The sequence below is a fragment of the Campylobacter sp. genome (assembly GCF_052170435.1).
Classification (GTDB): domain Bacteria; phylum Campylobacterota; class Campylobacteria; order Campylobacterales; family Campylobacteraceae; genus Campylobacter_A.
On the sequence record NZ_JBQNAN010000004.1, the window covers coordinates 16126 to 42497 of the forward strand.

Genomic DNA, 26372 nt, shown 5'->3' on the forward strand with positions numbered 1-26372 from the left:
GATGAAATTTTGCCTGCCATACTCTCTGCTCTTTCTTGGATATTTGGACGTTTAAAGCTTGGCAATCTTGCCGGATTTATAATCAAAAAGATAGTTTTTAGCAAAGTCGTATTAATTGAAATTGCTATGTTTGCGCTTATGGTTGTTTATTTTGGTGCATTGCTTGCTATAGCTAATTTTTTATTTGGTCAATTATTTGATATTTTTAATTTTACTAAAACTTTAACTAATCCTACAAATAGTAATGAGGTAACTTCTACCGCCTTAGCTGTTTTATCTACTCTTGGTGTTTTTAAAGCCTTTTGGGATATTTTTAATCTTTATGCCCCTATTTTTATATCGCTATTCCTTATGATTGGTGCAAAAATAGGCATTAAGCTACTTGAGAAGCTTAGAAAAAGCATTCAAAGCTATATTGGGTACATCACATGATAACTTACTTAGTCGGCAATCCTGGAAGCGGTAAAACCTATTATGCTGTTTTTAAAATTTATCAGCTTTTTTTGTTTAAGCCTGAAAACAGTTTTTTAAGCAAATTTATCAAGCCCGAGAAGTTAAAAGAATATACTTATTGCTACACAAATATTAATGAGTTTAAATTTGACCTACATAATAAATTTATAAAATTTGACTTTGATAAATTTTATGCCGATATGTCTATACTCCACGCTCTTTATATTTCCAAAGTTACCGACGCGGAGTTAAACGAGCGCGCTAAAGAGTTAAATTTAAGTGGCGTATTTATAGTTCTTGACGAAGCTCACAATTTTTTAAAGGCTAAAGAAGATCCGGTTCTCGTTTGGTGGCTTACCTATCATCGCCACTTATACCAGGATATTTATCTTATTACCCAAGATCTGAGCCTTATAAGTAACGAATATAAACGTATTGCCGAGCATTTTTTAAAAGCTGTAGATAGTGCCAAACGCCTATTTAAAAACAAATTTAGATATATCCTTTACGGCTCTTATAAGATGTATCAAAAAGATGCAATGCAAAAATTTCATATTCCATATTTGCAAGAAGTATTTGATCTTTACCATTCCGGTCAATCGTCATCTCAAAAATCATTTGTTCGCAAATTTTTCTATTTCGCCCTATTTTTATTTATCGCACTGTCTATTTACTTTTACTTTTTTCTTAAATCTTTAAGCTCCGACGTTTCCGACGAACAACAAGACGATTCAAGCCAAATTTCTCAACCTATCCAGGCGGCTCAACCTCGCCCTGCGCATCAACCCAAGCCTGCCCCACAAACCCAAGATCAACCAAGCCAAACCTATATTTATAACCTTTCATGTATTAACGACGTCTGCACCTTTAAAAACGAAAAATACCCTTTCCCTTACGGCTATATCTCTTTTACTGTTTCATCACATAAACCCTTGTATTTTTACTCTACCACCAAAGGCAAACATCTTACGGAGTATTTTTTAGTTTTTGATGCACCTGTGCTCGATGAGCTAAAAAATACTTCTTTCTTATATCAAAATCCAAATAAAGGCGTATCCTATGAAAACTCTCAGACAACTAGTCTTAACGTTAATCCTTTTAAGTAGCTTTGTCAAAGCCGAAACAATTTACACCGATCTTGTAAATTTTGCTCAGCTTGCAAGCAGATCCAACAATATAACTATAGTAACCGACGATAGTATAGACGGCACTTATTACTATTTCATATATCAGCAAGAAACAAATTTAACCCTTGCTATGTTTCAAAAGATGCTCGAGTCAAAAGGTCTTTACCTTTATAAGCAAAGTAATTTTTACTACGTAACGGATAAAAAGCTGCCTAGCCTTGATCTGCGACGTATCGATTTAAGCAATTATGTCTTAGACGACGTGCAGCGTATCATTTCAAATTTTGAAATCAATGCTACCTATTCTAAATCGTCCAATTCCGTTTTTTTCCGTGCCGACGAGCATATCTACGATCAGATCAAAGACGCGGTCAAGAGTATAGATAAGCAGCTCGAGCAGGTTCAGTTTAAACTTACAATAACCGAAACCAATCTAAAAGATATCAAAGACCGCGGCACAAAGCTTCAAAGTTTGCTTAAACCGCTAAATCACGGTGATTTGGCTTATTACATAAATTTAATCACTTCGCCCTATACCACGAACTCAAACGTAATCAGAAACGATGATGACGGCTTTTTTGGCGTTTTAAATTTCCTTGATACCAACGGACTTACGAAAATCATATCTAGCCCTTTTTTGACTGCTCGCAACCATACCGAGGTATATTTCTCAACCGTCCAAAACATTCCCTATCTTGTGCAAAATTCTCAAACTTCGGCCACTCAGACCACTACTCAAAATTCATACGAATACAAAGACGTCGGTTTAAAAGTTACCCTAAAACCTATCATTTTACGCGATCACATAGATTTTGACTTACACCTTATCCTGGAGGATCTTTTATCAAATCAAAACACCCTAACCCCTACTACAAGCAAAAAGGAGCTTAAAAGCTCATATTCTCTAAAACGTGGCGATATTTTAGTTTTAAGCGGCATAAACAAAAATACCAACCAAAAACAACGTAACGGCATCCCCATACTTAAAGACATCTTTTTACTTAAATACCTTTTTTCGATCGAGCAAGATCAAGAAATTGATTCAGTAGTAACTTTAACGATACAGATAATTTAAATTTGTGAAGTTATAAAGCGGAGCGGAAACTGAGCGCGGCGCGTAGCGCGCGCGAAGTAACGCGCCGCCTTGTCAAATTAATAAAAATAATTCACTTTTAAGTTTAAGGTGCAAAGTGTTTGGTATTTCCAAGTTAGATATCACCATCGCCAATGATAAAATCAAGACTCAAAGAGACTATATGCAAAATTTCTCTTTTGTAAATAATCTCGGCGAAGTAAAAAGCCTCCTTGATATATCAATGTCCGCAAATTTGAGTAAGCGTTACTATGCCGAAGTCTCAAATCGTATTAATACCTTAAACTCTTTTAGCATCATGTATCAGCAAAAAGGCGTATTTCTAACAATTACTTTAAATGGTTGCTTTCGCGGTGCTTTAAAGGGCGAATATGGTAAATTTAAGCCGCTTGATTGGAAATATATTCCTGCCGATATAAAATCTAGGATGAAAAACGGCGAAAAGCTTGAAATTAGGGATTTAGTTCAGATTTTAAATTATCAATGGCTACTTTTAATAAAACGCTATCACAAGAAATATAAAGGCGTTGATCGCTCTTATGTTCGCTGCTTTGAGCCGCATAAAAAGGACGGTGTGCCGCATATTCATGCGCTTTTTTATGTCCCTGCTCACACAATACCTTATCTTTTTGAGTGCTATAAAGACCTATTTAACGCTCCGCAAAACTTAAAAACCGATGCTATAACTCCGCACCAGGCGCGAAATGGCGAAATAAACGGTTTTCAATGGACAATTGATAATCCTACTGGCTACGTAATGAAATATATTCAAAAAACTTTTATGAATTTAAGCGAAACTGACGAATTAGACGAGCTTGCAGCGTGGTATGTAAAGCATAAAGTTAGGCGCTTTATTACTTCGCGCACTCAGGTACCGCTTTGGGTATATCGCCGTATAAATTTTATCAGTTCAATGAGGGACTTTTACCATTTATGCGATATTAAAAACGATGATGAAAACGTTATAGAGTGGGATTTACACGAAAAATACATAAATATCTTTATTCCTCGACGAGACGAGGAAGTAATACTAGAAAAAGGCGTTTTGACGCATAAAATTTGCGGTAAGGTTATAAATACTTATCAAACTCAAAAACCCCCTCAAAAATCAACTTCCCAAAGCATAAAACCCGATCTTGACGCCTGGGTAGATGCCTGGTATGTTCGCGAGGGTAGAAAAATCAAGTTTGAAGCTATGAAAAATCGAAAAGAATTCAAAAAACCGCCTCTATGGATGAAAAATTACGAGCTTTACAATTATTATTCAAAATTGGATAAAGCTAACTGTAATATTCAGCACCTAGCTTACGTTGAAAATATAATGCTTGATAGAGGCTTGAATTCATTTACCAAAAGAAATACAAAACACGATCTAAATAATCCAGATCTCGAGGACTTTATCGAGCGCGGACTTAGAGAATATGAATTTTAAAAGGATATAAAATGAAACCAATACTTGATGTCTGCTGTGGCAGTAAAATGTTTTATTTTGATAAATCTGATCAGAACGTTTTGTTTTGTGACAAACGTAAAGAAACTCATATATTGAGCGATGGTAGGATATTAGAAATAAATCCGGATATAGTTGCAGATTTTAGAAATTTACCGTTTGATGATGAGAGTTTTTATTTAGTTGTATTTGATCCTCCCCATATGCCTACGCCCGGTAAAAATTCATGGGCTCAAAAATATTATGGCCAGCTTGATGTAAATTGGAGAGAAGATCTAAGACAAGGCTTTAGTGAATGTATGAGGGTTTTAAAAACTAATGGAACATTTGTTTTTAAGTGGAATGAGAGCAAGATAAAATTAAGTGAGGTTTTAAAAAGTTTTTCTCAAAAACCTATATTTGGGCAAAGAAGAGGACAAACTCATTGGCTGGTATTTTTTAAATTTAAAGACTTAAATTTATTTAAGGATAAAGGTCTTTTTGATGACTTTGAATGAGCTTTTTAAAAATTATCTTGAATATTACGAGTTGATTTTAAGCCCCTCTACGCTTAGAAGCGATATAGCTACATATAAAAAGCATTTTCAAGACGATTTAGGTTTAAAAAACGTAAATGAGATAAATTTCATTGATGTCCAAAGATTCTGTAACGAGCTTATCAAGCGAGATTATAAAATCAAGACCGTTAAAAATATCCTTGCAAAGCTCAAGGTTATTTTTAAGCTTGCGTTAAAGCTCGAAATAATAAATAAAAACCCTTGTGACTTTATCGAATTGCCTAAATTTGACAATAAAAGATACTTTGATTACAGCGTAGCGATCCAAAAGAAGTTTATTAAAGCCATTTCGGAAAACAAAGAGCCTAGTGCGGATATATTCTTTTTCTTGCTCCACGGTCGCCGAAAAAATGAAGTATTGAGTTTAAAATTTAGCGATATAAACTTTAAAACCAGGACTTACACTATCCCGTTTAAAATCAACAAGGCTAAACGCGATATGTCTTACAAAATGAGCGATGAGCTTTACGATCGTCTTTTTCGTAGGTATATCGACGCAAAGAAGCAAAACAAGCTAAACGGCTATGTATTCGTAAACCCGATGACAAACGACAAATATCAAGATTTACGTAAGAGCTGGAACTCATTGCTTAAAAGAAACAATTTGCCTAGGATAAGATTGCACGACATCAGGCACTTAATTGGTACATATTCAATCAATTATCTTAAAATTCCGATCGAGCAAGTATCGTTTACACTTGGTCATACAAATATTATTACAACTCAAAAATATATCACTGCAAACGTAAGAAAATCTAAAGAAACTATCGAAAATTTACTAAAATCAATTTCAGAATAAATTAAGCGTTTTAAAAGGTGTTTTCAAATGCCGATAAAATGGGAGTTTGGTTGCGGAGGACGGATTTGAACCGCCGACCTTCGGGTTATGAGCCCGACGAGCTACCACTGCTCTACTCCGCGATGAAATTTGAGTGGATGGGGTAAGAGGATTCGAACCTCTGGATGATTGGACCAAAACCAATTGCCTTACCGCTTGGCGATACCCCAGCCTGTAAAAAGAAAGCTGATTATATATATTTTTGCCTTATTTGTCAAGCTTTTTGGCAAATTTTCGCCGTTTTTTCAAAGTTTTTCCATAAAAGCCGTGCTATATGAGCCGTTTAGGCGCCTGTTTATATCATCATGCCAGCTAGCAGGCAGCGCCTTAAGAGCCCTAAATTTAGGCAATAAATCCAAATTTTCGCTCGGATTAAAAAATAGTTTATTTATTTGCATCACGGTTAGAGCATTTTCGTTTTTTTGCAGGATTTCCACCTCGCAGCCGGCCTTGCACGACCCGTTTTCAAGCACTTTATAGTACCAGCCGGTTAATCCCGTAGCAAAAATCTCTTTGGCTAAATTTGCATTTCCCCAGCGTTTTGCGAGCTTAAAACACGGTTTTCGCGGCTGGGTTACTTGTAGTACTAATGAGCCGATTTTATGCACGTCGCCCACGTTGACGCTATTTTCATCTAGTCCGCTAACGGTCAAATTTTCGCCCATCGCGCCTAACGGCAAATTTTTAAGCCCCAGATAAGCTTCCCACGCGGGATAGTTTTCTAGCGAGTTTGCAAACACGGCTTTATTTACGCCGCCGTGATGCTTGGTGTCGGCCACTTCGTCGTCCTCAAAGCCAAGCTCGTTCGCGTAAATTTCGCCAGTCTGCGCATTTTTAAATATCGCCGAGCGCCACGCCTTGCCCAGCTCGTCCGTAGCCGCCACGTTGCCGTACTGCCTTGCTTTACCTATCAAGAGCGCTTTTACGAATGCCATCTTGCCCTCACGCCACGTTTTGCAGATTTAGCCTGACCTGCTCGCCCTCGTCGTTAAACTCAAATCTCACCGCCCTAGCCCCGAAGCTCTTTGCGATCGCTTCTAGCGTATCGCGCGCGGATTTGTGGATCTTGGATTGGAGCTGATTTATCAGGCGCACGGACATCTTTTCGACCTCGGCGCGCGCCTCCTCGATGAGCCTGTTTTTATCCTCCTCGCTAAAGCTGCTACCGAAAAATCCGTTTAGCGAATCAGGCAACAAAAACGGGATAAATTTGCCGTTTTTCTCGTCGTAAAATTTCATATTCGCGATCGAAAATTTGTATTTGCAAGGCGGCATCTTGATGAGATACTCCTCGCTCGCGACGTTTACGATCTCTAGGCGCGGGCTCGTTAGGTCGTAGATGAAATTTATCTCAAACTCAAATATCATCGAGAGCTTTTTCTCGCTCACCAGCCAGCGCAGATACTCCTTGCCAAAGCTGCCAAATGCATGGTCGGTCTTAGTCACGATCTCTTTGCTATAGACCTGAAAAACGGATAGCTCACCGATGGATTTTAGCTGCGATATCTCGGTGCTGATCTGCGTAGTCGCGGGCTTTTGCGCGATTTTTAAGGCTTTGTTAAATCTAAAAATCATAAATACGCAAATCGCCAGCAAAATCGCTAAAATAAAGCTCGTAACATCTATCATCTTTACTCCTTTAAAAGGCGATTTTAGCGAAATTCGTTAAAATAATCGTTAAATTTGAGCTTTTGGCTGTTTTATATCGGTATAAATTTGGATTGTAAATTTAAATTTAGCGAGCTTTTAGAGTCTGTGCGGTTTGGCAAAACCCGTACCTTTAAGATACGGGTTTAAATTTGGCTCAAATTCGCTCCAAATTTAGCAAGCAAATTTGAGCTCAAATTTAACCGCCTAAAACACCTGAATAAATTTAAAATCATGCTCTCTAAGCACTTTTTTGATAAGCTCTTGATGATCCTCGCCCTTGGTTTCGAGCGTAATCGTGATATTAGCGTCGCCGTACTCTAGGCTCGTGGAGAAGCGGTCGTAGTCGATCTTCACGATATTAGCATTTGCGATCTTTAGACTATCGGTTAGGCTCATGAGCGCGCCCGGTTTGTCGATAAGCGTGATTTGCAGTGCCATCTTGCGGTGGGATTTGATGAGACCCTTTTCGATGATGACGTTTAGCATCTGCACGTCGATGTTTCCGCCGCTTAGCACGATACCTATGCGCTCGCCGGCCTTAAATTTGACCTTATTGTGCAGGATACTAGCTACGCCGACCGCACCCGCGCCCTCGACCACGATCTTTTGCGTCTCGAGCAGGAACAAAATCGCGTTTGCGATCTCCTCGTCGTCGACCTGCACGAACTCGTCCACGCACTCTAGGATATTCGCCAGTGTCGTCTCGCTCGCGTCTCGAACCGCGATACCGTCGGCGATCGTGCGCACGGTTTTTGAGTTTATGCTCTTTTTGGCGCTAAAGCTGTTAAACATAGCAGGCGCGCCCTTTGCGCTCACGGCGACCACGCGGATGTCCGGATTTACCTGCTTTACGCAGCTTGATATGCCGCTGATTAGCCCGCCGCCGCCAACCGGCACGATGATAGTCTCAAGCTCAGCCAGATCGTCAAGCATCTCAAGCCCCACCGTGCCCTGCCCAGCCATCACGTACTCGTCGTCAAACGGATGGATAAAACTCATGCCCTGCTGCTTGGCGTACTCTACGGCGTAGGCGTAGGCCTCGTCGAAGTTGTCGCCCTTTAGGATAACCTCGGCACCTAGATCTTTTGTGCCTAGCACCTTTAAGAGCGGCGTGGACTCGGGCATCACGATAGTGGCGGGCGTTTTAAACTCGCGCGCCGAGATAGCTACGCCTTGGGCGTGATTTCCCGCACTTGCTGCGACGACGCCTTTTTTGCGCTCGTTTGAGCTTAAATTTGCGATTTTATTATACGCGCCGCGGATCTTATATGCGCCAGTTCGCTGGAGGTTTTCTTCTTTTAGGTAAATGAGTGCGCCGCTTGCAAGGCTTAGTTTCGCGCTGTAAGCAAACGGCGTCTTATACACGAAGCCGCTTATCGTGCGCTTGGCTTGGATTATTTTATTTAGAGAGATCATTTTGGCCTTTCGTTTTTGTTTAAAATTTACTTTTCGTCGCTTTTGCTCGCGCGTTTATTTACCGTATTTTTGCTTACGTTTTCTTTATTTTTATTTATATTTGCCGCAAAATCGTGCGTCGCCGTCAAATTTAGCCTAATCAAGCCTTTGAAGCTCGATTTTTATACACTTATCCTGCACGAAATTTATCCCGTTTTCGCGCGCGACCGCTTCTGCTTCGTCGTTTATTATCCCCAGCTGTAGCCACAGCGTTTTTACGCCTTTTTTGATGGCATCCTTTACTAGCTCGCTAGCAAACTCGCCCTTTCTAAACATCACGGCGATGTCGATATCTCCCTCTATTTGGGTCAAATTTCTATAAACCTTGCGTCCTAAAATTTCATCAAATTTTGGATAGACGGGAAATACGTTAAATCCGCACTCGATGAGAAATTTTGCCACCTCGTTGCTAGGCTTGCTCTCATCTGGGCTAAGGCCCACGACCGCGATATTTTTAGCAGAAGATAAAATTTGCCTTAATTCGCTAGGCATTTTTTCTCCTTAAAAGCACGCCGCACTCGATGTGAGCGGTGTTTGCAAACTGATCAAAGACGGCGAATTTAACCGCCTCATGCGTCGTGGCAAGCTGCGCTAGATCGCGTTTTAGACTTTGCGGCGAACAGGAGATATAGATGATATTTTCGTAGTTTTTGATGAAATTTATCACGCTCTCATCAAGTCCCGCGCGCGGCGGATCGACCAAAACGTGCGAGAAGTCGTAGCTAAAGATATCAAGCTCTCTTAAGCGGTTAAACTCGCGCTCGCGCCAAAACGCGCTCATCAGCTCCTCTGCGCTCATTCGCAAAAATTTGATATTATTTACGCCGTTTAGTTCGCAGTTTTTAAGGGCATTTGCGATCGAGCTTTTGGATATCTCGGTCGCCAAAACGCGCTTAAATTTTTCCGCCATCGGGACGGTGAAGTTGCCGTGTCCGCAGTAAAGCTCGAGCAGATCCTCGCCGCGCTCTACGCAACCCTTCGCCCATGCGACCATCTTTTCGTTTACGGCGGTATTTGGCTGGATAAAAGCTCCGTCGCCGAATGTAAATTTGTAAATTTTACCGCCGATATTTAGGTGGTCCTCTAAATTTAACTCGCCGCTTAGTAGCTTTTGCCCCTTTGCCCTTGCGGCGATCGTCACGCGGTGACCGGCAAGCTCGCGCGCTAAGCTTTCTATCTCACTCTGCTCGGCTTCGCCTAGGCGCTTATGATAGAGCAGCGTCGCTAGTATCCCGCTCGCGCAAGAGATAAACTCGGCGCCAAAGAGCCTCTCTTTTAAAATTTGATTTTTCATAAGCGCTTCAAGCAAACGCGGCATCAAATTTGCGATAGGAGCGGCAACTTTTGGGCACTCATCTATCATGATGCGCCTAGTTTTAGCGCCGTGCATCGTGTATGCTAGATCGACCACGCTATGCCAAATATCGTGCCAAATTCCAAACTCCGCTCTCGTGCGGTAGCCGGCCCTCTGCGAGGCGAAAAACTCAAATTCGCCGCGGTAAAACGGCTCAAATTCACGCCTTATGAGATCTTTTTTAAACTCAGCCTGCCCCTCATAAGGCATATCAAGAGTGCAACTACCGCACTCTCCTAGAAATTTACAAAACTTATCGGGCAAATTTAAACCTTTTGCCCGACGAATCTAACAACCAAAGCCGTCACCAAAAGCCCAAACGGAAGCACTATCCAGATGCTTAGGCCAAGCGCAGTCGGGAAGTATCCCGCAAAAATACTGATCGCGCAAACGGCAAGCGCATAGGGCATCTGAGTCTGGACGTGATCGATGTGGTTACATCCCGCACCCATGGACGAAAGTATCGTAGTATCCGAGATCGGAGAGCAGTGATCGCCGAATATCGCGCCCGTTAAAACGGCTGAGATATTTACTATCATATACGCGTGCAAGGCGTCGCCCTCTAGTCCGCTATGCATGCCCACCGCGCTAGCTAGCGGTATCGCAAGCGGCATCAAGATGCCCATCGTGCCGTAGCTGGTGCCGGTAGAAAAGCTGATAAACGAACCCAGCATAAAAATCGCCGCCGGAAGGACAATCTTTGGCGTAGATTGCGAAAGCAGATCGACTAGGTAGCGAGACGTGCCAAGCTCCTTGATAACCGAGCTAAGCGACCACGCAAGAAGCAGGATGATGATCGTAGTTATCATGGTTTTCCAGCCCTTACCCCAGGTCTCTATCGCCTCGCGCACGGTTAAAATTTTTCTATAAACGGCCATAAATATCGCCACTATCGTAGCTAACAAAGCCGACTGAAATAGCGCCACGGACGCATCAGCCGCGCCAAAAGTAGCCTGGAAGGTGTGAAACGTAAGCGGATGAGCCTTCGCGCTCTCAAGAGCCTCGCCCTCAAGCGAGCCCAAACCGCTAAAATAAAAGCTAACGAACGCGCCCAAAATAAGCACCAAAAGCGGTACGATCGCGTTTGAGCTTTGTAGTTTTATGTTTTCTTTAGGCTCTAGCGTCTTATCCTCGACGTCCTCTATCATCGCTCCGTCGCGTCTAGGGTGCAGTTCGCCCGCTCTAGCTCTGCGCTCGGCTTTTAGCATGCCGGCAAATTCGCGCCCCATAAATGCGGTGCAGACGATGAAAAACAGCATGAAAAGATTGTAAAATCTATAAGGCATCGTCTCGACGAAGATACTAAAAGCGTTTACGTTCGTTATGCCGATGAGCTCGTAGCCTTGCTTTATGAGCGAGATCTCAAGCCCGACCCAAGTCGAGATGACGGCTAGACCTGCGATCGGAGCGGCGGTAGCGTCGATGATGAAGGCTAACTTTTCGCGAGAGACTTTAAATTTGTCCGTTATCGGGCGCATGATCGGGCCCACGATGAGGGAGTTCGCGTAGTCGTCGAAAAAGACGAAAAGTCCCATCACCCAGGTTGAAATTTGAGCCGAAACGCCCGTTTTGGCCTTTTTGCTCAGCCATATCGCCACGGCCTTGGTTCCGCCCATTTTGGTGATGAGTGCGACCACGCCGCCGATACAAAGCACCTGAAGCACGATGCCCGCGTTCCAGCTATCGGCCAGCGAGCCCACGACCCTTTTTACGATGTCGGTAAAGCCCTTTACGAAGGTCATCGGGATGCTTGAATCGATGATGTTTATGAGAAACGTACCGCTAAAAACGCCGATAAACAGCGACAAAACGACGTCTTTGGTGATAAACGCCAAAACTATCGCCACCACGGGCGGGATAAGCGTCCAAAAGCCGAAAATTTCGGCATTTTTTTTCGCTACTTCGGGATCTACGGCTAGCGCCAAGATCGGCAAAAGCGACAAAAATAAAATCTTTTTCATCAAAAACTCCTTTTTGTTTTTCGTCGGTTTAATCAAATTTTCCGCCCCGCGTGCGGTCGGTCGGTATTTAAGGCATAAATTTAGCTAAATGCGGCTTAAATTTTTGTTTTAAATTCGCTTAGAATTCAAAATTTTTAGCTCTTTATTAAAATTTTATGTTAAAAATAAGGCTTTTGCGGAAATTTTGTTTAAAACGGCGCTCGGCGGCAAATTTTAAATTTCCTCGTAGTTTAGATTTTGAGAAAAATTTTAGCTTTGATTTGTTGGTCAAATTTGGCATTTAGCGAGCCGCGCGTCATTTGCACGAAAGAAGGTTAAATTTAGATTTTCGTTTTAAGATTGAGCGGGCTGGGGCAATGTAAACGCAGCCTCGCTTCCGCCGCTCAAATTTGAAAATCAGGCGTAAATTTAGGATTAAATTTAACCAAGAACAACCGAATTTAATCCTAAAATCCGTAAATTTAACAGCAAAAGCCTACTTTTTCTCGATAAAAAGCCCGGCCCAAGTCTGTTGCGTCGCCATCGCCTCGACGACGTTGATATTGACGCGGTGAGGCATATTTAGGCAGTTTAGCACAATCTGCGCGATATCCTCCGCGGTGATGTACTCCACGCCCTCATAAACCGCGTCGGCTTTGGCCTTATCGCCGCCAAAGCGAACCTCGCTAAACTCGGTCTTGCAGATGCCAGGAGCTATCTCGGTCACGCGGATGCCGGTGCCGCGGATGTCGTTGCGCAGATTTCTACTAAATTGCTTTACAAACGCCTTGCTAGCACCGTAAACGTGACTGCCCGGATACGGCCATGCGCCCGCGGTCGAGCCTAGATTAAAGATATAGCCGCTCTTTCGCGCGATCATGAGGGGCAAAACGGCCTTAGTCGAGTACAAAAACCCCTTGATGTTGGTATCGACCATTGTCTCAAAATCCTCGATGCTAGTCTCCGCCACTCCTTCAAGCCCGAGCGCCAAACCTGCGTTATTTACGAGTACTTCGATATCGCGAAACTCCTGCGGCAAATTTGCCACGCCGTCAAAAACCGCCTTTTTATCGCGGATATCTGCGACGATGATGTGCGTATTTCCAAGCTCCTTTGCCAGAGTTTCGAGCCTTTCCTTGCGGCGAGCGAGCGCTACGATCTTGTAGCCTTCGCGGCTGAGCATCCTAGCTATCGCCTCGCCAAAACCTGACGTAGCTCCCGTGATAAAAGCCGTTCCCTTCATATTCTCTCCTTATTCGGTGATCAAATTTGACTCAAGCCCCATCGCCCTTAGATACTGCACATTGATCTCTTTTTTGCCGATGATCGCGTAGTCTAGGGCGTTTAGTCCGTTATCATCCACTGCCTGCACGTCCGCGCCGTTATCCACCAAAAGCTGCAATATCTCCACGTCCGCCGCCCCTGCCGCGCTCATCAGCACGCTTTTTGACACCGCGTCAAAGTCGCAGAGCTTCACAAAGCTCGGCAACTGAACGCTCAAATTTGAACTATAGGCAAGCTTGGTGCTAACGTCTATCAGCCTTTTGTTTACCAGCGCTCCGTTTTCGAGCAAAAACTTGACCAAATTTATGTCGTTTAGCTGTACGGCCTTAAAAAGCGGAGTGACGCCGAGCAAATTTGCATAGTTTACGTCTGCGCCGCTAGAAACCAGGAGCTTTACGTTATTTAAATTTTTAAGCGCGAAAAACAGCGGACTCTCAAAGCCGTAGTTTAAATTTACTCCCGCACGCAAAAACTCTCTTATCACGTCCTCGCTTTTTTCGTAAAGAAGCGCGGCGTTAAAGGCGTTTTGCAGCGAGCTTTGCGAAACGGCGCCAGAATATATCGCCTCATTTATGCCGTATTTTGTAAAGGTCGGGTCGCTAACCTTTCTCGCAAACTCGTCCATATCGCCGTTTTGCAAAGTCGCCGCGGCAAATTTTAAAAACTCGTTTGCAACCTTTGAAGCGTAATAAATCGCGCTGCCTTCGTCTATTTTAAAATTTGATTTGTAGTAGTTTACCAGCAGCCCCAAGACGGCGTTATAGTCTTTGTTAAAGTCCTTAAAAACCGTGAAGTTACTTAAGCTTTGATGTCCCCAGTAGCGAAGCCTGGCTCTGTTTTGCGATACGATTTTTTCGTATTCGTCGGGGCTCTCTAGCTCTTTGGCGTAAATTTCGGGCGCATAGGAGGCTTTTAAAATCTTAAATTTAAACTCGTTTAAATTCTTAGTCGCCAAATTTCCGACGCAAGCAAGGCTTTCGGAGCGGATATTTTGCGCTACCGAGAGTAAAATTTGAGCCTCTTTTAGCCCCAGAATAGAGTCATTGCAGTTTGGCTCAAATTCTCCCGAAAAGGTTAAATTTTGAGAGAAAAATCGCTGCTTGTCAACCAAAGCGTCATCACAGCTAAAGCTAGCAAAAACAAAAGAAAATGACAAAAATATCGGCAAAATAAATCTCATCGCATGCCTCAATATCTTTTAATTTTGATAATTCTACCAAAAAATAATTTGGTAAAAATAAATTTACCGATCATTAAAGCAAACGCCCGCAAACGCGGCCTTTAGCTTCTCGTAAAGCGGAGTAAAAGGCACGCCGTTTACGCGCACCTCGGCAATGGAGGTGATGAAGTTCGTATCGCCGCTCCAGCGTGGCACTAGGTGATAGTGCACGTGCTCTGCGATGCCCGCACCCCCTGCTTTGCCTAGATTCATCCCAATATTTACGCCCGCCGCGTTTAGTTCGTGTTTTAAAATTTTAACGCCCTCGCGCACGTAAGCGCTCATCTGCGACCACGTTTGCTCGTCTAGGCTTTCGATATTATCGGTGTGTATGTACGGTATCACCATAAAGTGTCCGGGCGTATACGGGTAGAGATTCATGATCCCAAAACACCGCTTTGCGCGGAACAAAATGCCAGTCTCGGCGTCTTTTTCGGGATGATTTACGACGTTGCAAAAGACGCAGCCCTGCTCCTTTTTACTAAAATATTCGCTCCTCCAAGGTGCGCAAATGTGCTCCATATCAGCCCTCCTTTACGGTTTTTACGGCTTTTGCCAAGTCCTCTTGCCTCATAAAATGCTCGCCTATCAAAAACGCGTCGGCTCCTTGCACGTGAAGCTCTTTTAGCTGTGAGTGCTCATAGATGCCGCTTTCTGCGACGATTACGCTTGCATTTTTGATTTTAGAAAACAGCTTCTCGCAAAGGCTCATATCCATCTCAAACGTGCTTAAATTTCGGTGATTTACTCCGACTATCTTTGCGCATGCGAAATTTGACTTCTCCACATCCTCCTCGTCGTGCGTCTCGACCAAGGCCTCAAGCCCCAAAGAGCGCGCGTAATCAAGCAACCGCTTTAGCTCATCGGCGCTAAGAGCCTTTGCGATAAGCAAGATAAAGTCGGCTCCATAAACGAGCGCTTCTAAAATTTGATACTCGTCTACGATAAAATCCTTTCGAAGCAGCGGCAGCGAGCTTTCGCGTCTGATGGCCGCCAGATACTCTAAATTTCCTTTAAAAAAATGCGGCTCGGTTAGAACCGAGATAGCGTTCGTGCCGCCTTTTTCATACTCTTTTGCTATCTCTACGGGCGCAAAATTTGCTCTTATCAGCCCCTTGCTAGGGCTTGCTTTTTTAACCTCGGCTATGATGCGATACGGCTCGTCTGCGCTACTTTTTAGCGCTTTTACCGCGTCTTTTATCTCGCGCGGATTTTTCGCTGCGAGCTCTTGTAGCTTTTCAAAAGGCGTTTGCGATTTTCGCAAATCCAAGTCCTCTTTGGTTTGCTTGATTATTTTATCCAGTATCATCTTTTACCTTTTTTTAGGCACTCTTTGATAGCTTTTATATGCTCTTTGCCCTCGGGCGAATTTATAAATTCCTCGTCGTGCAGGACTTGCTGCATTATCTCGTCGGCCTTTTTGCACTCGCCTAGCTTATAGTATCCCCACGCTAGCGAGTCTAGATAAAAGACGGATCCCGGCTCTAGCTCGAGGGCTTTATTTACCAGATCTATCCCCTTTTTCGCGTCTATATCGTGGTCGATGAGTAGGTAGCCGTAGTAGTTTAGATATAGCGCGTTATTTAGCTTTACGGCCGATTTTTCAAAGTTATTTATGACTTGCTTTAGGCTATCTTGATCTATCTTTTTGGTTTGTTTGTTTGTGTCTCTTTCGTATTGATATATCGCCATTTTGGCTTGGTATTCGAGATTAAAGCTCTTATCAAAGGCTTCTTGCGCTTTTTTATAAGCCTTAGCAAAATCCCCCGTCGCGGCGTAAAGATCCATCAAAGCGTCGTCGTTGTAGGAGTATTTTTGTAAAAATTTGATCGCACCGTCGTAGTTTTTTTGATAGACATAGACGCCAAGAGCCTTTTCGAGATATATTTTTTCTTTCGTCGCTTCAAAAAGCCCCTCGTAAACATCGATCATATCGGAGTAGCGGCCGTCCTGTGCGTAGATATCTACTAGCGCCGTGCAGGTCTCGACCTCGCAGCCGTCGATACGGCGCGAGCTCTCCAGATGCCTGATCGCCTCTTTTTTGTCGTTCATTTTATTGTATAAAAGATCAACTATTCTCAACAAATTTTCCACGCTCCTATCTAGCTCGTATGCACGCTCGAGCTCGCCTAGAGCAGCTTTGTTGTCGTTTTGCATCGAGTAGACGGCAGAGAGCATGACATGGTTTTTAGAGACGTCCTCTTTTTTGACCAGCTCTTGCATTATCTTTGCAGCTTCGTCTAGTTTGTTTTCGCTCACCAAATTTGCGCCCTGTATGCGAAGCACGTCCACGTCGTCTTTTAGTACCTTTTGGCTGAGTGCTAAAATACTTTTAAAATTTACGTTTTTAGAAAAAAAAGCGAGCCTGAGCGCCTCTTTTAGATAGTCCGTGTTTTTAGTTTTTTCGTAAAGCTGCTCGTAAAGCTCGGTCGCCTCGTCATGTCTGGCGTTTTCAACCGCTAAAAGCGCCTTGATAACGTATAAATTCTCGTCAAAACCGTCTTTGGCGGTAGCAAAACAAACAAGCAAGGCCGCCAATATAAATTTTAAAATCGCCTTATTCCCGCGCATTCCTTCTCCAATTCATTGATTTTATCCTTAAAATAGTCCCAAAACGGAAAGGTGCGGCACTGGCTCGGCCTAAAGTCGTAAACCGAGCAGTTTTTTGCCGTTTCGTCAAAAAATACGCACGCAAATCCGCCGTCGTAGGGCTTTTCTTTGAGGCTAAATTTATATCCGAATTTATCTAAAAATCGCGATCTAAACTCATCCTCGCTTATTTTTAAATATTCCGCCAGCGCCGAGATTTCTGCCGAGCTTATCCATATATAGCCGCTCTCGCCAGTGCAGCATTTACCGCCGCACCGCTCACACTTGCTAGCGTCAAATTCATAACCAAAACCGCTTTGTCTTAGCAAATTCACTCCGCGGCGTCCTTGCTTTGAGTATTTGCCGCAGCAAAAATTTGGGCCGCTTTTTTGCTATAAACTCCGCCTTCAAAAACGAAAATCGGAGGCAAAATTTGAGTCAAAGATTTTGAGCTTTTTTTAGCCTCGATGAGTGCTAAATTTGCCGCGGCGTCCGCTTTTGGATGCACGAAGCAAAGCCTAGTAAGCGTAAATTTAAACTCCGCTAAACAAAGCAAAATTTCAGATATACGCTTAGCGTCGTAGCAAAAACTAAAAACTCCGCGCGGCTTTAGAAGCGAATTTGCGCTACCCACAAGCTTACTAAGAGGTAAATTTTCGCTATATCTAGCGGTGCGAAGGTGCTCGTTCTCGCTTTTTTTCGCGCCGTCGTGGTAAAAGGGCGGGTTTGAGACGATGAGATCAAATCTTTTTTCACTCTTAAATTTAGCAAAATCAGCCGTTATAAACTCGGCTTCAAGTCCGTTTTGGCTAGCATTTGCGGCGGCTAAATTTACGTTAGCTTCTAAAATATCGAGCAAGCTAAGCGAAATTTTGGGAAAATCGCGCTTTAAAAGCAGTCCCAAAACGCCGCTGCCGCAACCCGCGTCCAGCACCTCGCCGCGCGCTCCGCCCTCACGGATGAAATCATACAAAAACATCGTATCGCTGTTATAGCGATAGCCGTTTTTGGGCTGGGTGATTATCATCTATATACCTTGATGATAAATCCTTGCTTATCTTCAGACGTGACGATGTCGTTGCTATACGATATCCGCGAAAAGTCGCCGAATTCGTCTTTTATCATCTCGCCTGCGACCTTGGCGCGCTCTTTTCCGATACCGAAATTCGCATATGAGTCGATCTTTTCTAGCTCGTCCTGCGGGATAGCTTTGGCCGCTTTTGAGGTGGCGATAAAGTTGCCGCGGCTCACGATCGGCGTGATTTCAAAATAATAATTTGAATTATAACTTTGCAAAAAATCGCTTACTTTGTTTTTGCAAACCTGCGTCGGTCTGTCCGAGCCCGCGCTCATGTCCGAGCACTCAACAGATGCTATGAAAACTACCTTTTTAGGCACTTCGGCTCTAAAATTTAGCTGGATTATCTTTTTTAGATTTTCATTTTCGCTCATTAGCTCTTCATTTTTGGTTAGTATTTGCGCCACCTCGCCCTTTGCGATGTTTTTTTGCGAACTCGTTTTGGCTAAATTTTCCTTCGTATCGCTTAGATCCTTTGCTCCGTCTTGCATCTGTTTTTTTAGAGTCGCTAGTTCTGCGTCTTTTTTCGCTACAAGCTCGTTTAGAGCGCCCATTTGCTCTTTATTTTCCTTGGCGGTTTTGATATTGTTTTCGACCAAGGTCGTGATTTTATTATTTAAAATTTTATAGTTTTGGATGTTTTTTTTGCTCGCGGCGATCTCGTCTGCTAGCAGCTCTTTTTGGATATTTAGCGACTCGTTTAGATCGACCACCTTGGCTTCCGCGATTTTTAATGAGCTATCTTTTTTCGCAACCTGATCTTCCAGCTCGTAAATTTTACCCTTTAGCTCGGTTACGTTTCGCTCTGTGTCTTGACGCTCTTTTTCGAGCTGGTTTTTTAGCTTTTCAAACTCCGTTTTGTGCATAGCTAAGATTTTTTCTACCTCTTTTTCAAAGCCCTTTTTTTCTCTCTCAAGCTTTGCGACCAGCTCTTTATTTGTCGCATTTAGCTCGCTATTTATCGACTTCAGCTTAGCTTTTGACTCGGCTTTTTTATTTGCATTTTCAAGGCTTGCTTCAAGCTTGCTGATTTTTTTCTTGTCCGCGTTTTGCTCTTTTTCTAGAGCCGTTATCCTGCTTTTGGTTAAATTTTGAGCGTTTAGCGCCTGAGCGTTGTATTCGCTCGCGATCCTTTTTATCTCGGCATCTTTTAGCCCTAGCTCGTTTGTTAGCCTAGCGTTTTCGCTCTTTAGTTTTGCGGCCTCTTCGGTCGCAGTTCTTAGTTCGCTTTCAAATTTAGCTTTAGCAGAAGTCGCTTCGTTTTTCAGCTCGTCGTTTTGAGCCTCGAGCCGTTTTAACGCATTTTGGCTTTCGTTTTGCGTTTTGGCGCTTGATTTGTCAAATTCGCTCTGCTTTTTTTCAAGCTCGGCTTTTAGAGTTTTGATCTCGCTGCGAAGCGAAGTCAAATTTTGCTCTAAATTTTTATTTTTTTCGTTTTCTTCCTGCGCTTTGGCTAATTTTTTATTTAGCTCGTCGATCGCGCTTAGACGTTGTTTGTCGTTAGCGCTAGCGGCTTGTTTTCGTCTGGTTTCCAGCTCGGCTTGTTGATCGTTTAAGAGATTTGAGATTTCGAGATTTTTACCAACTAGATCGACGTTGTCGTCATAAAGCAGCTTATTTTGAGCGCGCAGGACGCGGATTTGTTCTTTTAGCTCGGTTTCATTGCCTAAAATAGGCACGTCCGTATCGTTTACATCCAAATTTTTAGCGTATTGCTCCTGCGGCGCGGTTTGGCTTTGCGGGATTAAATTTTCCTTAATCGGGATATTTACGCGCTCGTTTTTAGGTATCTCCTCGACGTTCATTATCTGCACGGCGAGTTCCGTAGACTTTGCAGACGGTTTTGTAAACTCGAAATACAAATAATACCCGCCCAGCGTGAGCAAACAACCGCAGATAAAAAATAAAACTAAATTTAACGCTCTCAACTCTATTTTTCCTTGATGTCTTGGACTACCTTATGCGCGTGATTTAGCGCGAGCACGATCGAGCCGCCGTTTTTTAGTACGATATCGCCGCCGATATATAGGCCAGGAACGCTGCTTTCATAGTGCTCGTTTACGACCGGATCTTTGTCTGCGTCAAGCTCTACTCCGCATTTTTGTAAAAAATCCACCGGAGTCGAGCCGCCGATAGCGTAGACGACCCTGTCGTAGACTCTGATTTTTCCGTTTGAAAAGTGCACTCTAACGCGCCCCGATTCGTTTTCGATCTCGGTGATATCGTGATTTAGTCGCACTTTTAGCTTATTTGCTTTTTCTAGTTCCCATAGCGCCGTTACGTTTACGTCGTTTACGCGGCTAAATTTATCCTTGCGGTAGGCCAGCGTAGTTTTGTTGTATTGGCATAGCTCGATAGCGTACTCTACGGCCGAGTTTCCGCCGCCTACTACGAGTACTTTTTCGCCGCTAGAACAGGAGTTTAGATTAAAATTTATAACGTTACTTAGCGAAGGCGGGATCTTGTAGTCGGGTTTGTTCGGGCGTCCCATTTTACCGATACTTATCATCACGTTTTTGGCTTGATAGTCGCCCTTTGCGGTGTGCACGAAAAACAAACCGTCCTTTTTCTTTACGCTTTCGACCTCAGAGTTAAACACGGCCTCGATCTTTTCCTCATCCAGTAGCTTATCAAAATAATCAAGCGTGCTCTCTTTTGTGCCGTCTTCAAAGGACACGATGCCGTGAATGGTGCTGTCCTGGCCTTTATACTCCTTATCCACGCGCTTATTGTCTTTGTAAAATTTTCTTATAGTTTGACTGTGGTTGTCACCCTTTTCGAGAAGCAAAACTTTTTTTAATCCATTGGCTCTCGCCTCTACGACGGTCGCGATGCCGCAAGGGCCGCCGCCTATCACGATAATGTCGTAAACATCGCTCATTGTTTCTCTCCGATTTGATAATTTTTCATTAATGTAGCGAAAATTGTATTAAATTTTAAGAAATTCGCGAAATTTGGGGTAAATTTAATTTAAAAGCAGAAAAAGCGGTCAAATTTAAAAGACAAAAGGTAAGCGGGATCAAATTTGGCTTGTTTAAATTCGGTAAATTTGAGAGCCAAATTTGAAGCGCGTCAAATTCAAAGGGGCGCAAATTTCATCAAATTTACGCCCGCTAAAGCTAAATTTTCTTTAAAAACTCGGCGATTAAAAACGCGAGTTCTAGCGACTGGTCGGCGTTTAGGCGCGGGTCACACTGCGTCTCGTATCTGTGCGCGAGATCATCCTCGTTTAGTTTAAACGACCCGCCCGTGCACTCGGTCACGTCCTGACCAGTCATCTCTAGGTGCACGCCGCCCGCATGCGTACCCTCGGCTCTATGTATCTCGAAAAAGCTCTGCACTTCGGCTAGGATTTTATCAAATTCGCGCGTTTTGTAGCCGTTTGCGGCTTTTATCGTATTGCCGTGCATCGGATCGATGCTGTAGACGATATTTAGGCCTTCGCGTTTTACTTCGCGTAGGATTTTAGGCAGCCGCTCGCCGATTTTATCCGCGCCCATTCTGATGATTACGTTTAGTCTGCCCGCTTCGTTTTGCGGATTTAGCGCATTTGCGAGCGCGATGACGTCCTGTGCGGTTGCGTTTGGTCCGATCTTTACGCCTAGAGGATTGTGTACGCCGCTTAGAAAATGTACGTGGGCGTCGTTTACGCCGCGCGTGCGCTCGCCGATCCAGAGCATATGCGCCGAGCAGTCGTACCAGTCGCCGGTGAGGCTATCCTCTCTAGTGAGCGCCTCCTCGTACGGTAGCAAAAGCGCCTCGTGCGAGGTGTAAACCTTTGTTTCGCTAAGTGCGGGCGTATTTGAGGCATTTATACCGCAAGCTCCCATAAACGCTAGAGTTTGGCTCAGCTGCCTAGCTAGCTCGCCGTATTTAGCGTCAAGCTCGGGCTTTTTGATGAAGCCAAGATTCCAGCGATTTACCTCGTGTAGATCGGCTAGACCGCCGCGAGAAAAGGCGCGAAGCAGGTTCATCGTGGATGCGCTTTGATAATACGCCTCGATCATGCGGTTTGGATCGGGCACGCGGGCATCCGGGTTAAATTCAAAGCCGTTTATGATGTCGCCGCGGTAGCTGGGTAGCTTTACGCCGCCTTGCTCCTCGTAGTCCGAGCTTCTAGGCTTGGCAAATTGACCCGCCACGCGCCCTACTTTTACGACGGGGCAGCGTCCGGCAAACGTTAAAACGATCGCCATTTGTAGCATTACCTTAAACATATCGCGGATATTTACGGCGTTAAAATTTGCAAAACTCTCCGCGCAGTCGCCCCCTTGCAATAAAAACGCCTCGCCGTTACAAACTTTTGCAAGGTCTTGCTTTAGATTTCTAGCCTCGCCGGCAAAAACTAGCGGCGGCATCGTCTTTAGCTTATCCTCGGCCTTTTTTAGCAAGGCCTCGTCGGGATAGCTTGGCTGCTGCAAGATATTAAATTTTCTCCACGAATCTCTACTCCACATCTTTAAACCTTTTTTAAAAATAACGCCGATTTTAGCTAAAAGAACTTTTATTACAGATAAAATTTCAAATTTTAGCCCCAAATTTGCCCTCGCTGCGCCTTTTTGAGCCATATAAGGTTTGATTAACGACAAATAAATATAATTTCGCCAAAAAAGCGGAAAAATGAAGGACAAAAATCAAACCAAAATCGGCTTAATCTACGGCCTGTCGGTATTTATTATCTGGGGCGTTTTTCCTATTTATTTTAAACAACTTGGCGCGCTTTCGGCCACCGAAATCGTCGCTCACCGCATCCTTTGGTCGGTGCTGCTTTTGTTTTTACTGCTTAAATTTAGCCGCAAACTAGGCGCCGCAAAGAAAATTTTAAGCGACAAAAAAACTACGTTTTGGCTGTTTGTCACGGGACTTCTCATCGCTGCTAACTGGTGGATCTACGTCTACGCCGTAAATATCGGCAAGATAGTAGAAACTAGCCTTGGATACTTTATAAATCCGCTCGTAAATATGCTCCTTGGCGTGCTGATTTTAAAAGAAAAGCTATCACGCGCGGGCAAATTTGCCGTCGGCATCGTCTTTGCGGCTATCGGCGTGCAAATTTACGACGCGGGCGGACTGCCTATCATATCTATCATTTTGCCTATCACGTTTGGATTTTATTCGCTCATTAGAAAGCGCCTTAGCGTGCCCTCTTTAGAAGGGCTTTTCGTCGAGACCGCGCTCATAGCTCCTATCGCGCTCGTCGCGCTATTTTTCGTAGCCGCTAGCGGGCAAAATCACTTTAGCTTTTCGTGGTTCGGGCTCTTGATCGCTCTTTGCGGGCCTGCGACCGTCGTGCCGCTTTTGCTTTTTAACTCGGCGGCTACTAGGTTAAATTTGAGCACGATCGGCTATTTGCAGTATATCTCGCCTTCGATGCAGCTTTTGCTTGCCGTTTTTTACTACGGCGAGCAAGTTAGCGCGCTTAAGGCGCTGTCGTTTTTGCTGATCTGGAGCGCGCTTGCGGTGGTTAGCTTTAGCGCGATTTATAGTAAAAAAAGCAAAATTTCAGTATAACCGCAAATTTAAATCAAAAAAGGAAAAACAATGTCATCTATCGCATTTTACGCCGTCATCTGCGTCATAGCCGCGCTCGTGCTCTACGCGCAGATACAAAAAACAACGAGAAAGATCGACGAGAACGGCACTCTAGCAAACAACTCTCCCGAGGCTGCGCGTCAAATTTCGGTGCAAAAGTACAAGGATTTTTGCGAGATCATCAACGGCGAGCTAAGAGAGCTAAAGATGAAAGCTCTCTACGACGACGCCCTAAAAAACGAGGATCTAAAGGAAAAATTTTTAGAAAGCCTAAGCGAGATGAGCAAAAAGCTGACGTTTATCGAGACGATGAACACCGCTAGAAACCCCGACAAATGGGAAAGCGAGCTCTTTGAGGTGCTTAGCCGCCTAGACGATCTCGTCACCGAAAATTTCAAAGACGGCGAGCGCACAGGAGACGAGATTAGAGAGCGTCTGGGCGCGGAGTTTAGCAAGCTGCAAAATTAAACCTTAAGTAAAAACGGGGTAATATCGCTTTTTTGATTTAACTCTATCTTTCTAAGGAAAAAACGGATGAGCTATACCAAAAAAGACCTCGTAACCGCTGCAAATTTAACCAAAGACGAAATTTATCATTTCCTAAATTTAGCCAAGGAGTTTAAGGCGCTAAACAACTCCGAGACCAAAAAAGCCAAGTCGCTCTACGGCAAAACGACCGTAAACGCCTTTTTCGAAAACTCGACTAGGACGCGGACGAGCTTTGAGATCGCGGCTAAGCGCCTCGGAGCCGACGCTATAAATTTCACCGCCTCAAACTCCAGCACCAAAAAGGGCGAAACGCTCATCGACACCGTCCACAACATCGTCGCGATGAAAACGGACGTCGTAGTCGTGCGCCACTACAGCTCGGGCGCGGCTAAATTTATAGCCGAAAACACCGACGCTCACGTCGTAAATGCAGGCGACGGCCTAAACGAACACCCTAGCCAAGCGCTGCTTGATCTCTTTACTATACTGGAAAATCGCGGCAGCCTAGAAAATCTCACGGTAGCCATCATCGGCGATATCTTTCACAGCCGCGTAGCTCGCTCAAATATCTACGTCCTAAAAACGCTCGGAGCCAAGGTTAAACTCTTTGGCCCGCCGATGTTTTTAACGGGTATGGAGGCTTTCGGCTGTCAAATTTGCTCCGATATGCGCGAGGCCGTCGAGGGCTCGGACGTCATCATCATGCTGCGTATCCAGCTCGAGCGTCAGGATGATGAGATCGCATTTCCGTCCGTACGCGAATACTCCAAATTTTTCGGCCTAACCCAAGCTAAAATGCAATACGCCAAAGATGGCGTTATGATCCTGCACCCGGGTCCGATAAACCGCGGCGTCGAGATAAACTCCGACGTAGCCGACGATCCGCGCTATTCGCACGTGCTAAATCAGGTCGAAAACGGCGTCGCCGTCAGGATGGCGATCCTAGATACTCTCATCAAAAACAAAGGCGCAAAATGAAAACTCTCATCAAAAACGGCACGATCGTAAACCACGACGGTTCGCAAAAAGCAAACATCCTAATAGACGGCGACAAGATCGCTCTCATCACGGCTGACGAACCAGCAGCTGATAAAATAATAGACGCTAGCGGCAAGCTCGTGATGCCGGGACTTATCGACATGCACGTGCATTTTCGCGATCCCGGCCTTGAGTACAAAGACGACATAAACACGGGCTCGGAGACTGCTGTCGCGGGCGGCGTAACCACCTGCTGCCCGATGGCAAATACAAATCCCGTAAACGACAACGCCGTCGTCACGCGCGATATGGTAGCTAAAGCAAAAGCTCGCGGCCTCATCGACCTGCTGCCTATCGGCGCGATAACTAGCAAGATGGACGGCAAAAAGTGCGTAGAGATGGGCGATATGACGCAGGCGGGCGCGGTGGCGTTTAGCGACGACGGCCTGCCCGTAGCTAGCAGCGACGTGATGAGATACGCGCTTGAATACTCAAAACACTTCGGCAGCTTCGTCATCAACCACTCCCAGGACTGCTCGCTATGCCGCGGCGGCCACATGAACGAGGGCCGCGTATCGGCGATACTAGGCATCAAAGGCATGCCGCGCGAGCAAGAAGAAATCATGGTCTCGCGCGATCTGCTACTAGCCAAGCTCACGGGCGGCCACATCCACATCGCGCACGTTAGCTCTGAGTGGTCGCTAAAGCTCATCGCTCAGGCTCGCGCGGCCGGCATAAACGTGACCTGCGAGGCAACTCCGCACCACTTTACATACACCGAGGACGAGCTGCTAGGATATGATACGAACTTTAAAATGTCGCCGCCGCTTCGCACCAGATCAGACGTGGACGCGATCAGAGAGGGGCTAAAAAGCGGCCTCATCGACGTCATCGTCACCGACCACGCCCCGCACCATAACGACGAGAAATTTTTAGAATTCGACAAGGCGCCTTTCGGTATCCTCGGCCTGCAAACCCTCGTGCCTATGACGCTAGATCTAGTTAGAGACGGCGTGATAGACTACGAGAAAATGGCGGCTCTGACGTCTTATAACGCGGCTAAAATTTTAAAACTAAAAGACAAGGGCGTGATCGCTGCGGGCTACCTCGCCGACATCGCGATAATCGATCCAGGCTTTGAGTATCTCTACGACAAAAACCTAAATAAATCAAAATCCCAAAACTCCCCGTTGCTAGGCAAGATGCTAAAAGGCGCGGCGGTAATCACGATAAAAAGCGGAAAAACGGTGTTTGAGTTTCCAAACGTCGTAGCGTAAAAGGATGAG

At 44.5% G+C, this 26372-nt stretch carries 26 protein-coding genes and 2 tRNA genes; 10 read left to right on the forward strand and 18 right to left on the reverse strand.

Translation table 11 applies throughout. The features are described from left to right. The first annotated feature begins 9 nt into the window (after positions 1–9). The 6 genes from ACTTJF_RS02680 (at position 10) to ACTTJF_RS02705 (ending at position 5479) form a co-directional block, all read left to right on the forward strand. Positions 10–432 (forward strand): hypothetical protein, encoded by a 423-nt coding sequence (locus ACTTJF_RS02680; RefSeq protein ID WP_442550651.1) that lies wholly within the window; start codon positions 10–12, stop codon positions 430–432. After that, on the forward strand, positions 429–1559 hold the full coding sequence (locus tag ACTTJF_RS02685; protein WP_442550652.1) for a zonular occludens toxin domain-containing protein: 1131 nt from the start codon (positions 429–431) through the stop codon (positions 1557–1559). The genes ACTTJF_RS02680 and ACTTJF_RS02685 overlap by 4 nt, the downstream gene beginning before the upstream one ends. After that, positions 1513–2655 (forward strand): type II secretion system protein GspD, encoded by a 1143-nt coding sequence (locus tag ACTTJF_RS02690; protein ID WP_442550653.1) that lies wholly within the window; start codon positions 1513–1515, stop codon positions 2653–2655. The genes ACTTJF_RS02685 and ACTTJF_RS02690 overlap by 47 nt, the downstream gene beginning before the upstream one ends. Before the next feature lie 115 nt (positions 2656–2770). Next, entirely contained in the window at positions 2771–4105 is a 1335-nt protein-coding gene (locus tag ACTTJF_RS02695) for a replication endonuclease (protein ID WP_442550654.1), read from the forward strand. A gap of 11 nt (positions 4106–4116) precedes the next feature. Next, positions 4117–4620, forward strand: coding sequence for a class I SAM-dependent methyltransferase (locus ACTTJF_RS02700; protein ID WP_442550655.1), 504 nt, complete (start codon positions 4117–4119; stop codon positions 4618–4620). After that, a complete protein-coding gene (locus ACTTJF_RS02705) occupies positions 4607–5479 on the forward strand; it encodes a tyrosine-type recombinase/integrase (RefSeq protein WP_442550656.1) in 873 nt (290 codons plus the stop codon). Before ACTTJF_RS02700 ends, ACTTJF_RS02705 begins: the two co-directional genes overlap by 14 nt. Before the next feature lie 47 nt (positions 5480–5526). On the opposite strand, the gene ACTTJF_RS02710 is transcribed toward ACTTJF_RS02705, so the two are convergent. From ACTTJF_RS02710 to ACTTJF_RS02795, 18 genes are all read right to left on the reverse strand, one after another. Further along, positions 5527–5601, reverse strand: a tRNA-Met gene (locus ACTTJF_RS02710). A 12-nt stretch (positions 5602–5613) separates the two neighbouring features. Next, a tRNA-Gln gene (locus tag ACTTJF_RS02715) sits at positions 5614–5688 on the reverse strand. 75 nt (positions 5689–5763) lie between these two features. Next, positions 5764–6453 (reverse strand): MOSC domain-containing protein, encoded by a 690-nt coding sequence (locus ACTTJF_RS02720; protein WP_442550657.1) that lies wholly within the window; start codon positions 6451–6453, stop codon positions 5764–5766. A gap of 7 nt (positions 6454–6460) precedes the next feature. After that, entirely contained in the window at positions 6461–7147 is a 687-nt protein-coding gene (locus ACTTJF_RS02725; RefSeq protein WP_442550658.1) for a DUF4230 domain-containing protein, read from the reverse strand. A 225-nt stretch (positions 7148–7372) separates the two neighbouring features. After that, a complete protein-coding gene (ilvA, locus tag ACTTJF_RS02730) occupies positions 7373–8584 on the reverse strand; it encodes a threonine ammonia-lyase (RefSeq protein WP_185898934.1) in 1212 nt (403 codons plus the stop codon). A gap of 135 nt (positions 8585–8719) precedes the next feature. Then, on the reverse strand, positions 8720–9115 hold the full coding sequence (locus ACTTJF_RS02735; protein ID WP_442550659.1) for a CoA-binding protein: 396 nt from the start codon (positions 9113–9115) through the stop codon (positions 8720–8722). Further along, positions 9108–10241 (reverse strand): tRNA (uridine(54)-C5)-methyltransferase TrmA, encoded by a 1134-nt coding sequence (trmA, locus tag ACTTJF_RS02740; protein ID WP_442550660.1) that lies wholly within the window; start codon positions 10239–10241, stop codon positions 9108–9110. The genes ACTTJF_RS02735 and trmA overlap by 8 nt, the downstream gene beginning before the upstream one ends. A 2-nt stretch (positions 10242–10243) precedes the next feature. Beyond that, entirely contained in the window at positions 10244–11938 is a 1695-nt protein-coding gene (locus tag ACTTJF_RS02745; protein ID WP_442550661.1) for a Na+/H+ antiporter NhaC family protein, read from the reverse strand. 475 nt (positions 11939–12413) lie between these two features. Further along, positions 12414–13160: an SDR family NAD(P)-dependent oxidoreductase gene (locus ACTTJF_RS02750; RefSeq protein ID WP_442550662.1), complete on the reverse strand. Its 747-nt coding sequence runs from the start codon at positions 13158–13160 to the stop codon at positions 12414–12416. A gap of 9 nt (positions 13161–13169) precedes the next feature. Further along, on the reverse strand, positions 13170–14381 hold the full coding sequence (locus ACTTJF_RS02755; RefSeq protein WP_442550663.1) for an ankyrin repeat domain-containing protein: 1212 nt from the start codon (positions 14379–14381) through the stop codon (positions 13170–13172). Between the two features lie 63 nt (positions 14382–14444). Next, a complete protein-coding gene (locus tag ACTTJF_RS02760) occupies positions 14445–14942 on the reverse strand; it encodes an HIT family protein (protein ID WP_442550664.1) in 498 nt (165 codons plus the stop codon). Between the two features lies 1 nt (position 14943). Beyond that, on the reverse strand, positions 14944–15729 hold the full coding sequence (gene trpC, locus ACTTJF_RS02765) for an indole-3-glycerol phosphate synthase TrpC (RefSeq protein ID WP_442550665.1): 786 nt from the start codon (positions 15727–15729) through the stop codon (positions 14944–14946). After that, entirely contained in the window at positions 15726–16991 is a 1266-nt protein-coding gene (locus tag ACTTJF_RS02770) for a tetratricopeptide repeat protein (protein WP_442550666.1), read from the reverse strand. The genes trpC and ACTTJF_RS02770 overlap by 4 nt, the downstream gene beginning before the upstream one ends. Then, entirely contained in the window at positions 16967–17344 is a 378-nt protein-coding gene (locus tag ACTTJF_RS02775) for a YkgJ family cysteine cluster protein (protein ID WP_442550667.1), read from the reverse strand. The genes ACTTJF_RS02770 and ACTTJF_RS02775 overlap by 25 nt, the downstream gene beginning before the upstream one ends. Next, a complete protein-coding gene (locus tag ACTTJF_RS02780; RefSeq protein ID WP_442550668.1) occupies positions 17341–18036 on the reverse strand; it encodes a tRNA1(Val) (adenine(37)-N6)-methyltransferase in 696 nt (231 codons plus the stop codon). Before ACTTJF_RS02780 ends, ACTTJF_RS02775 begins: the two co-directional genes overlap by 4 nt. After that, on the reverse strand, positions 18033–20015 hold the full coding sequence (locus tag ACTTJF_RS02785) for a vesicular transport factor Uso1p (protein WP_442550669.1): 1983 nt from the start codon (positions 20013–20015) through the stop codon (positions 18033–18035). Before ACTTJF_RS02785 ends, ACTTJF_RS02780 begins: the two co-directional genes overlap by 4 nt. Before the next feature lie 2 nt (positions 20016–20017). Continuing rightward, positions 20018–20968, reverse strand: a complete 951-nt coding sequence (locus ACTTJF_RS02790) for an NAD(P)-binding domain-containing protein (protein WP_442550670.1) — start codon at positions 20966–20968, stop codon at positions 20018–20020. A 238-nt stretch (positions 20969–21206) separates the two neighbouring features. Then, complete coding sequence (locus ACTTJF_RS02795; RefSeq protein ID WP_442550671.1) at positions 21207–22544, reverse strand: class II 3-deoxy-7-phosphoheptulonate synthase; 1338 nt, start codon at positions 22542–22544, stop codon at positions 21207–21209. Positions 22545–22707: 163 nt separating this feature from the next. Here ACTTJF_RS02795 and rarD point away from each other — a divergent pair, with 163 nt between their 5' ends. The 4 genes from rarD (at position 22708) to ACTTJF_RS02815 (ending at position 26363) form a co-directional block, all read left to right on the forward strand. Then, positions 22708–23598 (forward strand): EamA family transporter RarD, encoded by an 891-nt coding sequence (rarD, locus tag ACTTJF_RS02800; protein ID WP_442550672.1) that lies wholly within the window; start codon positions 22708–22710, stop codon positions 23596–23598. Positions 23599–23628: 30 nt separating this feature from the next. Beyond that, complete coding sequence (locus ACTTJF_RS02805) at positions 23629–24087, forward strand: hypothetical protein (protein WP_442550673.1); 459 nt, start codon at positions 23629–23631, stop codon at positions 24085–24087. Positions 24088–24153: 66 nt separating this feature from the next. Next, on the forward strand, positions 24154–25086 hold the full coding sequence (locus ACTTJF_RS02810) for an aspartate carbamoyltransferase catalytic subunit (RefSeq protein WP_442550674.1): 933 nt from the start codon (positions 24154–24156) through the stop codon (positions 25084–25086). Then, on the forward strand, positions 25083–26363 hold the full coding sequence (locus ACTTJF_RS02815) for a dihydroorotase (RefSeq protein WP_442550675.1): 1281 nt from the start codon (positions 25083–25085) through the stop codon (positions 26361–26363). The genes ACTTJF_RS02810 and ACTTJF_RS02815 overlap by 4 nt, the downstream gene beginning before the upstream one ends. Positions 26364–26372: the final 9 nt, after the last annotated feature.

Bases quoted from the DNA above. Each gene is read 5' to 3' on its own strand.
- ACTTJF_RS02685 (WP_442550652.1), top strand. From the start codon at position 429: ATGATAACTTACTTAGTCGGCAATCCTGGAAGCGGTAAAACCTATTAT.
- ACTTJF_RS02690 (WP_442550653.1), top strand. From the start codon at position 1,513: ATGAAAACTCTCAGACAACTAGTCTTAACGTTAATCCTTTTAAGTAGC.
- ACTTJF_RS02700 (WP_442550655.1), top strand. From the start codon at position 4,117: ATGAAACCAATACTTGATGTCTGCTGTGGCAGTAAAATGTTTTATTTT.
- ACTTJF_RS02705 (WP_442550656.1), top strand. From the start codon at position 4,607: ATGACTTTGAATGAGCTTTTTAAAAATTATCTTGAATATTACGAGTTG.
- ACTTJF_RS02720 (WP_442550657.1), bottom strand. From the start codon at position 6,453: ATGGCATTCGTAAAAGCGCTCTTGATAGGTAAAGCAAGGCAGTACGGC.
- ACTTJF_RS02725 (WP_442550658.1), bottom strand. From the start codon at position 7,147: ATGATAGATGTTACGAGCTTTATTTTAGCGATTTTGCTGGCGATTTGC.
- ilvA (WP_185898934.1), bottom strand. From the start codon at position 8,584: ATGATCTCTCTAAATAAAATAATCCAAGCCAAGCGCACGATAAGCGGC.
- ACTTJF_RS02735 (WP_442550659.1), bottom strand. From the start codon at position 9,115: ATGCCTAGCGAATTAAGGCAAATTTTATCTTCTGCTAAAAATATCGCG.
- ACTTJF_RS02745 (WP_442550661.1), bottom strand. From the start codon at position 11,938: ATGAAAAAGATTTTATTTTTGTCGCTTTTGCCGATCTTGGCGCTAGCC.
- ACTTJF_RS02750 (WP_442550662.1), bottom strand. From the start codon at position 13,160: ATGAAGGGAACGGCTTTTATCACGGGAGCTACGTCAGGTTTTGGCGAG.
- ACTTJF_RS02755 (WP_442550663.1), bottom strand. From the start codon at position 14,381: ATGAGATTTATTTTGCCGATATTTTTGTCATTTTCTTTTGTTTTTGCT.
- ACTTJF_RS02760 (WP_442550664.1), bottom strand. From the start codon at position 14,942: ATGGAGCACATTTGCGCACCTTGGAGGAGCGAATATTTTAGTAAAAAG.
- trpC (WP_442550665.1), bottom strand. From the start codon at position 15,729: ATGATACTGGATAAAATAATCAAGCAAACCAAAGAGGACTTGGATTTG.
- ACTTJF_RS02770 (WP_442550666.1), bottom strand. From the start codon at position 16,991: ATGCGCGGGAATAAGGCGATTTTAAAATTTATATTGGCGGCCTTGCTT.
- ACTTJF_RS02780 (WP_442550668.1), bottom strand. From the start codon at position 18,036: ATGATAATCACCCAGCCCAAAAACGGCTATCGCTATAACAGCGATACG.
- ACTTJF_RS02790 (WP_442550670.1), bottom strand. From the start codon at position 20,968: ATGAGCGATGTTTACGACATTATCGTGATAGGCGGCGGCCCTTGCGGC.
- ACTTJF_RS02795 (WP_442550671.1), bottom strand. From the start codon at position 22,544: ATGTGGAGTAGAGATTCGTGGAGAAAATTTAATATCTTGCAGCAGCCA.
- rarD (WP_442550672.1), top strand. From the start codon at position 22,708: ATGAAGGACAAAAATCAAACCAAAATCGGCTTAATCTACGGCCTGTCG.
- ACTTJF_RS02805 (WP_442550673.1), top strand. From the start codon at position 23,629: ATGTCATCTATCGCATTTTACGCCGTCATCTGCGTCATAGCCGCGCTC.
- ACTTJF_RS02810 (WP_442550674.1), top strand. From the start codon at position 24,154: ATGAGCTATACCAAAAAAGACCTCGTAACCGCTGCAAATTTAACCAAA.
- ACTTJF_RS02815 (WP_442550675.1), top strand. From the start codon at position 25,083: ATGAAAACTCTCATCAAAAACGGCACGATCGTAAACCACGACGGTTCG.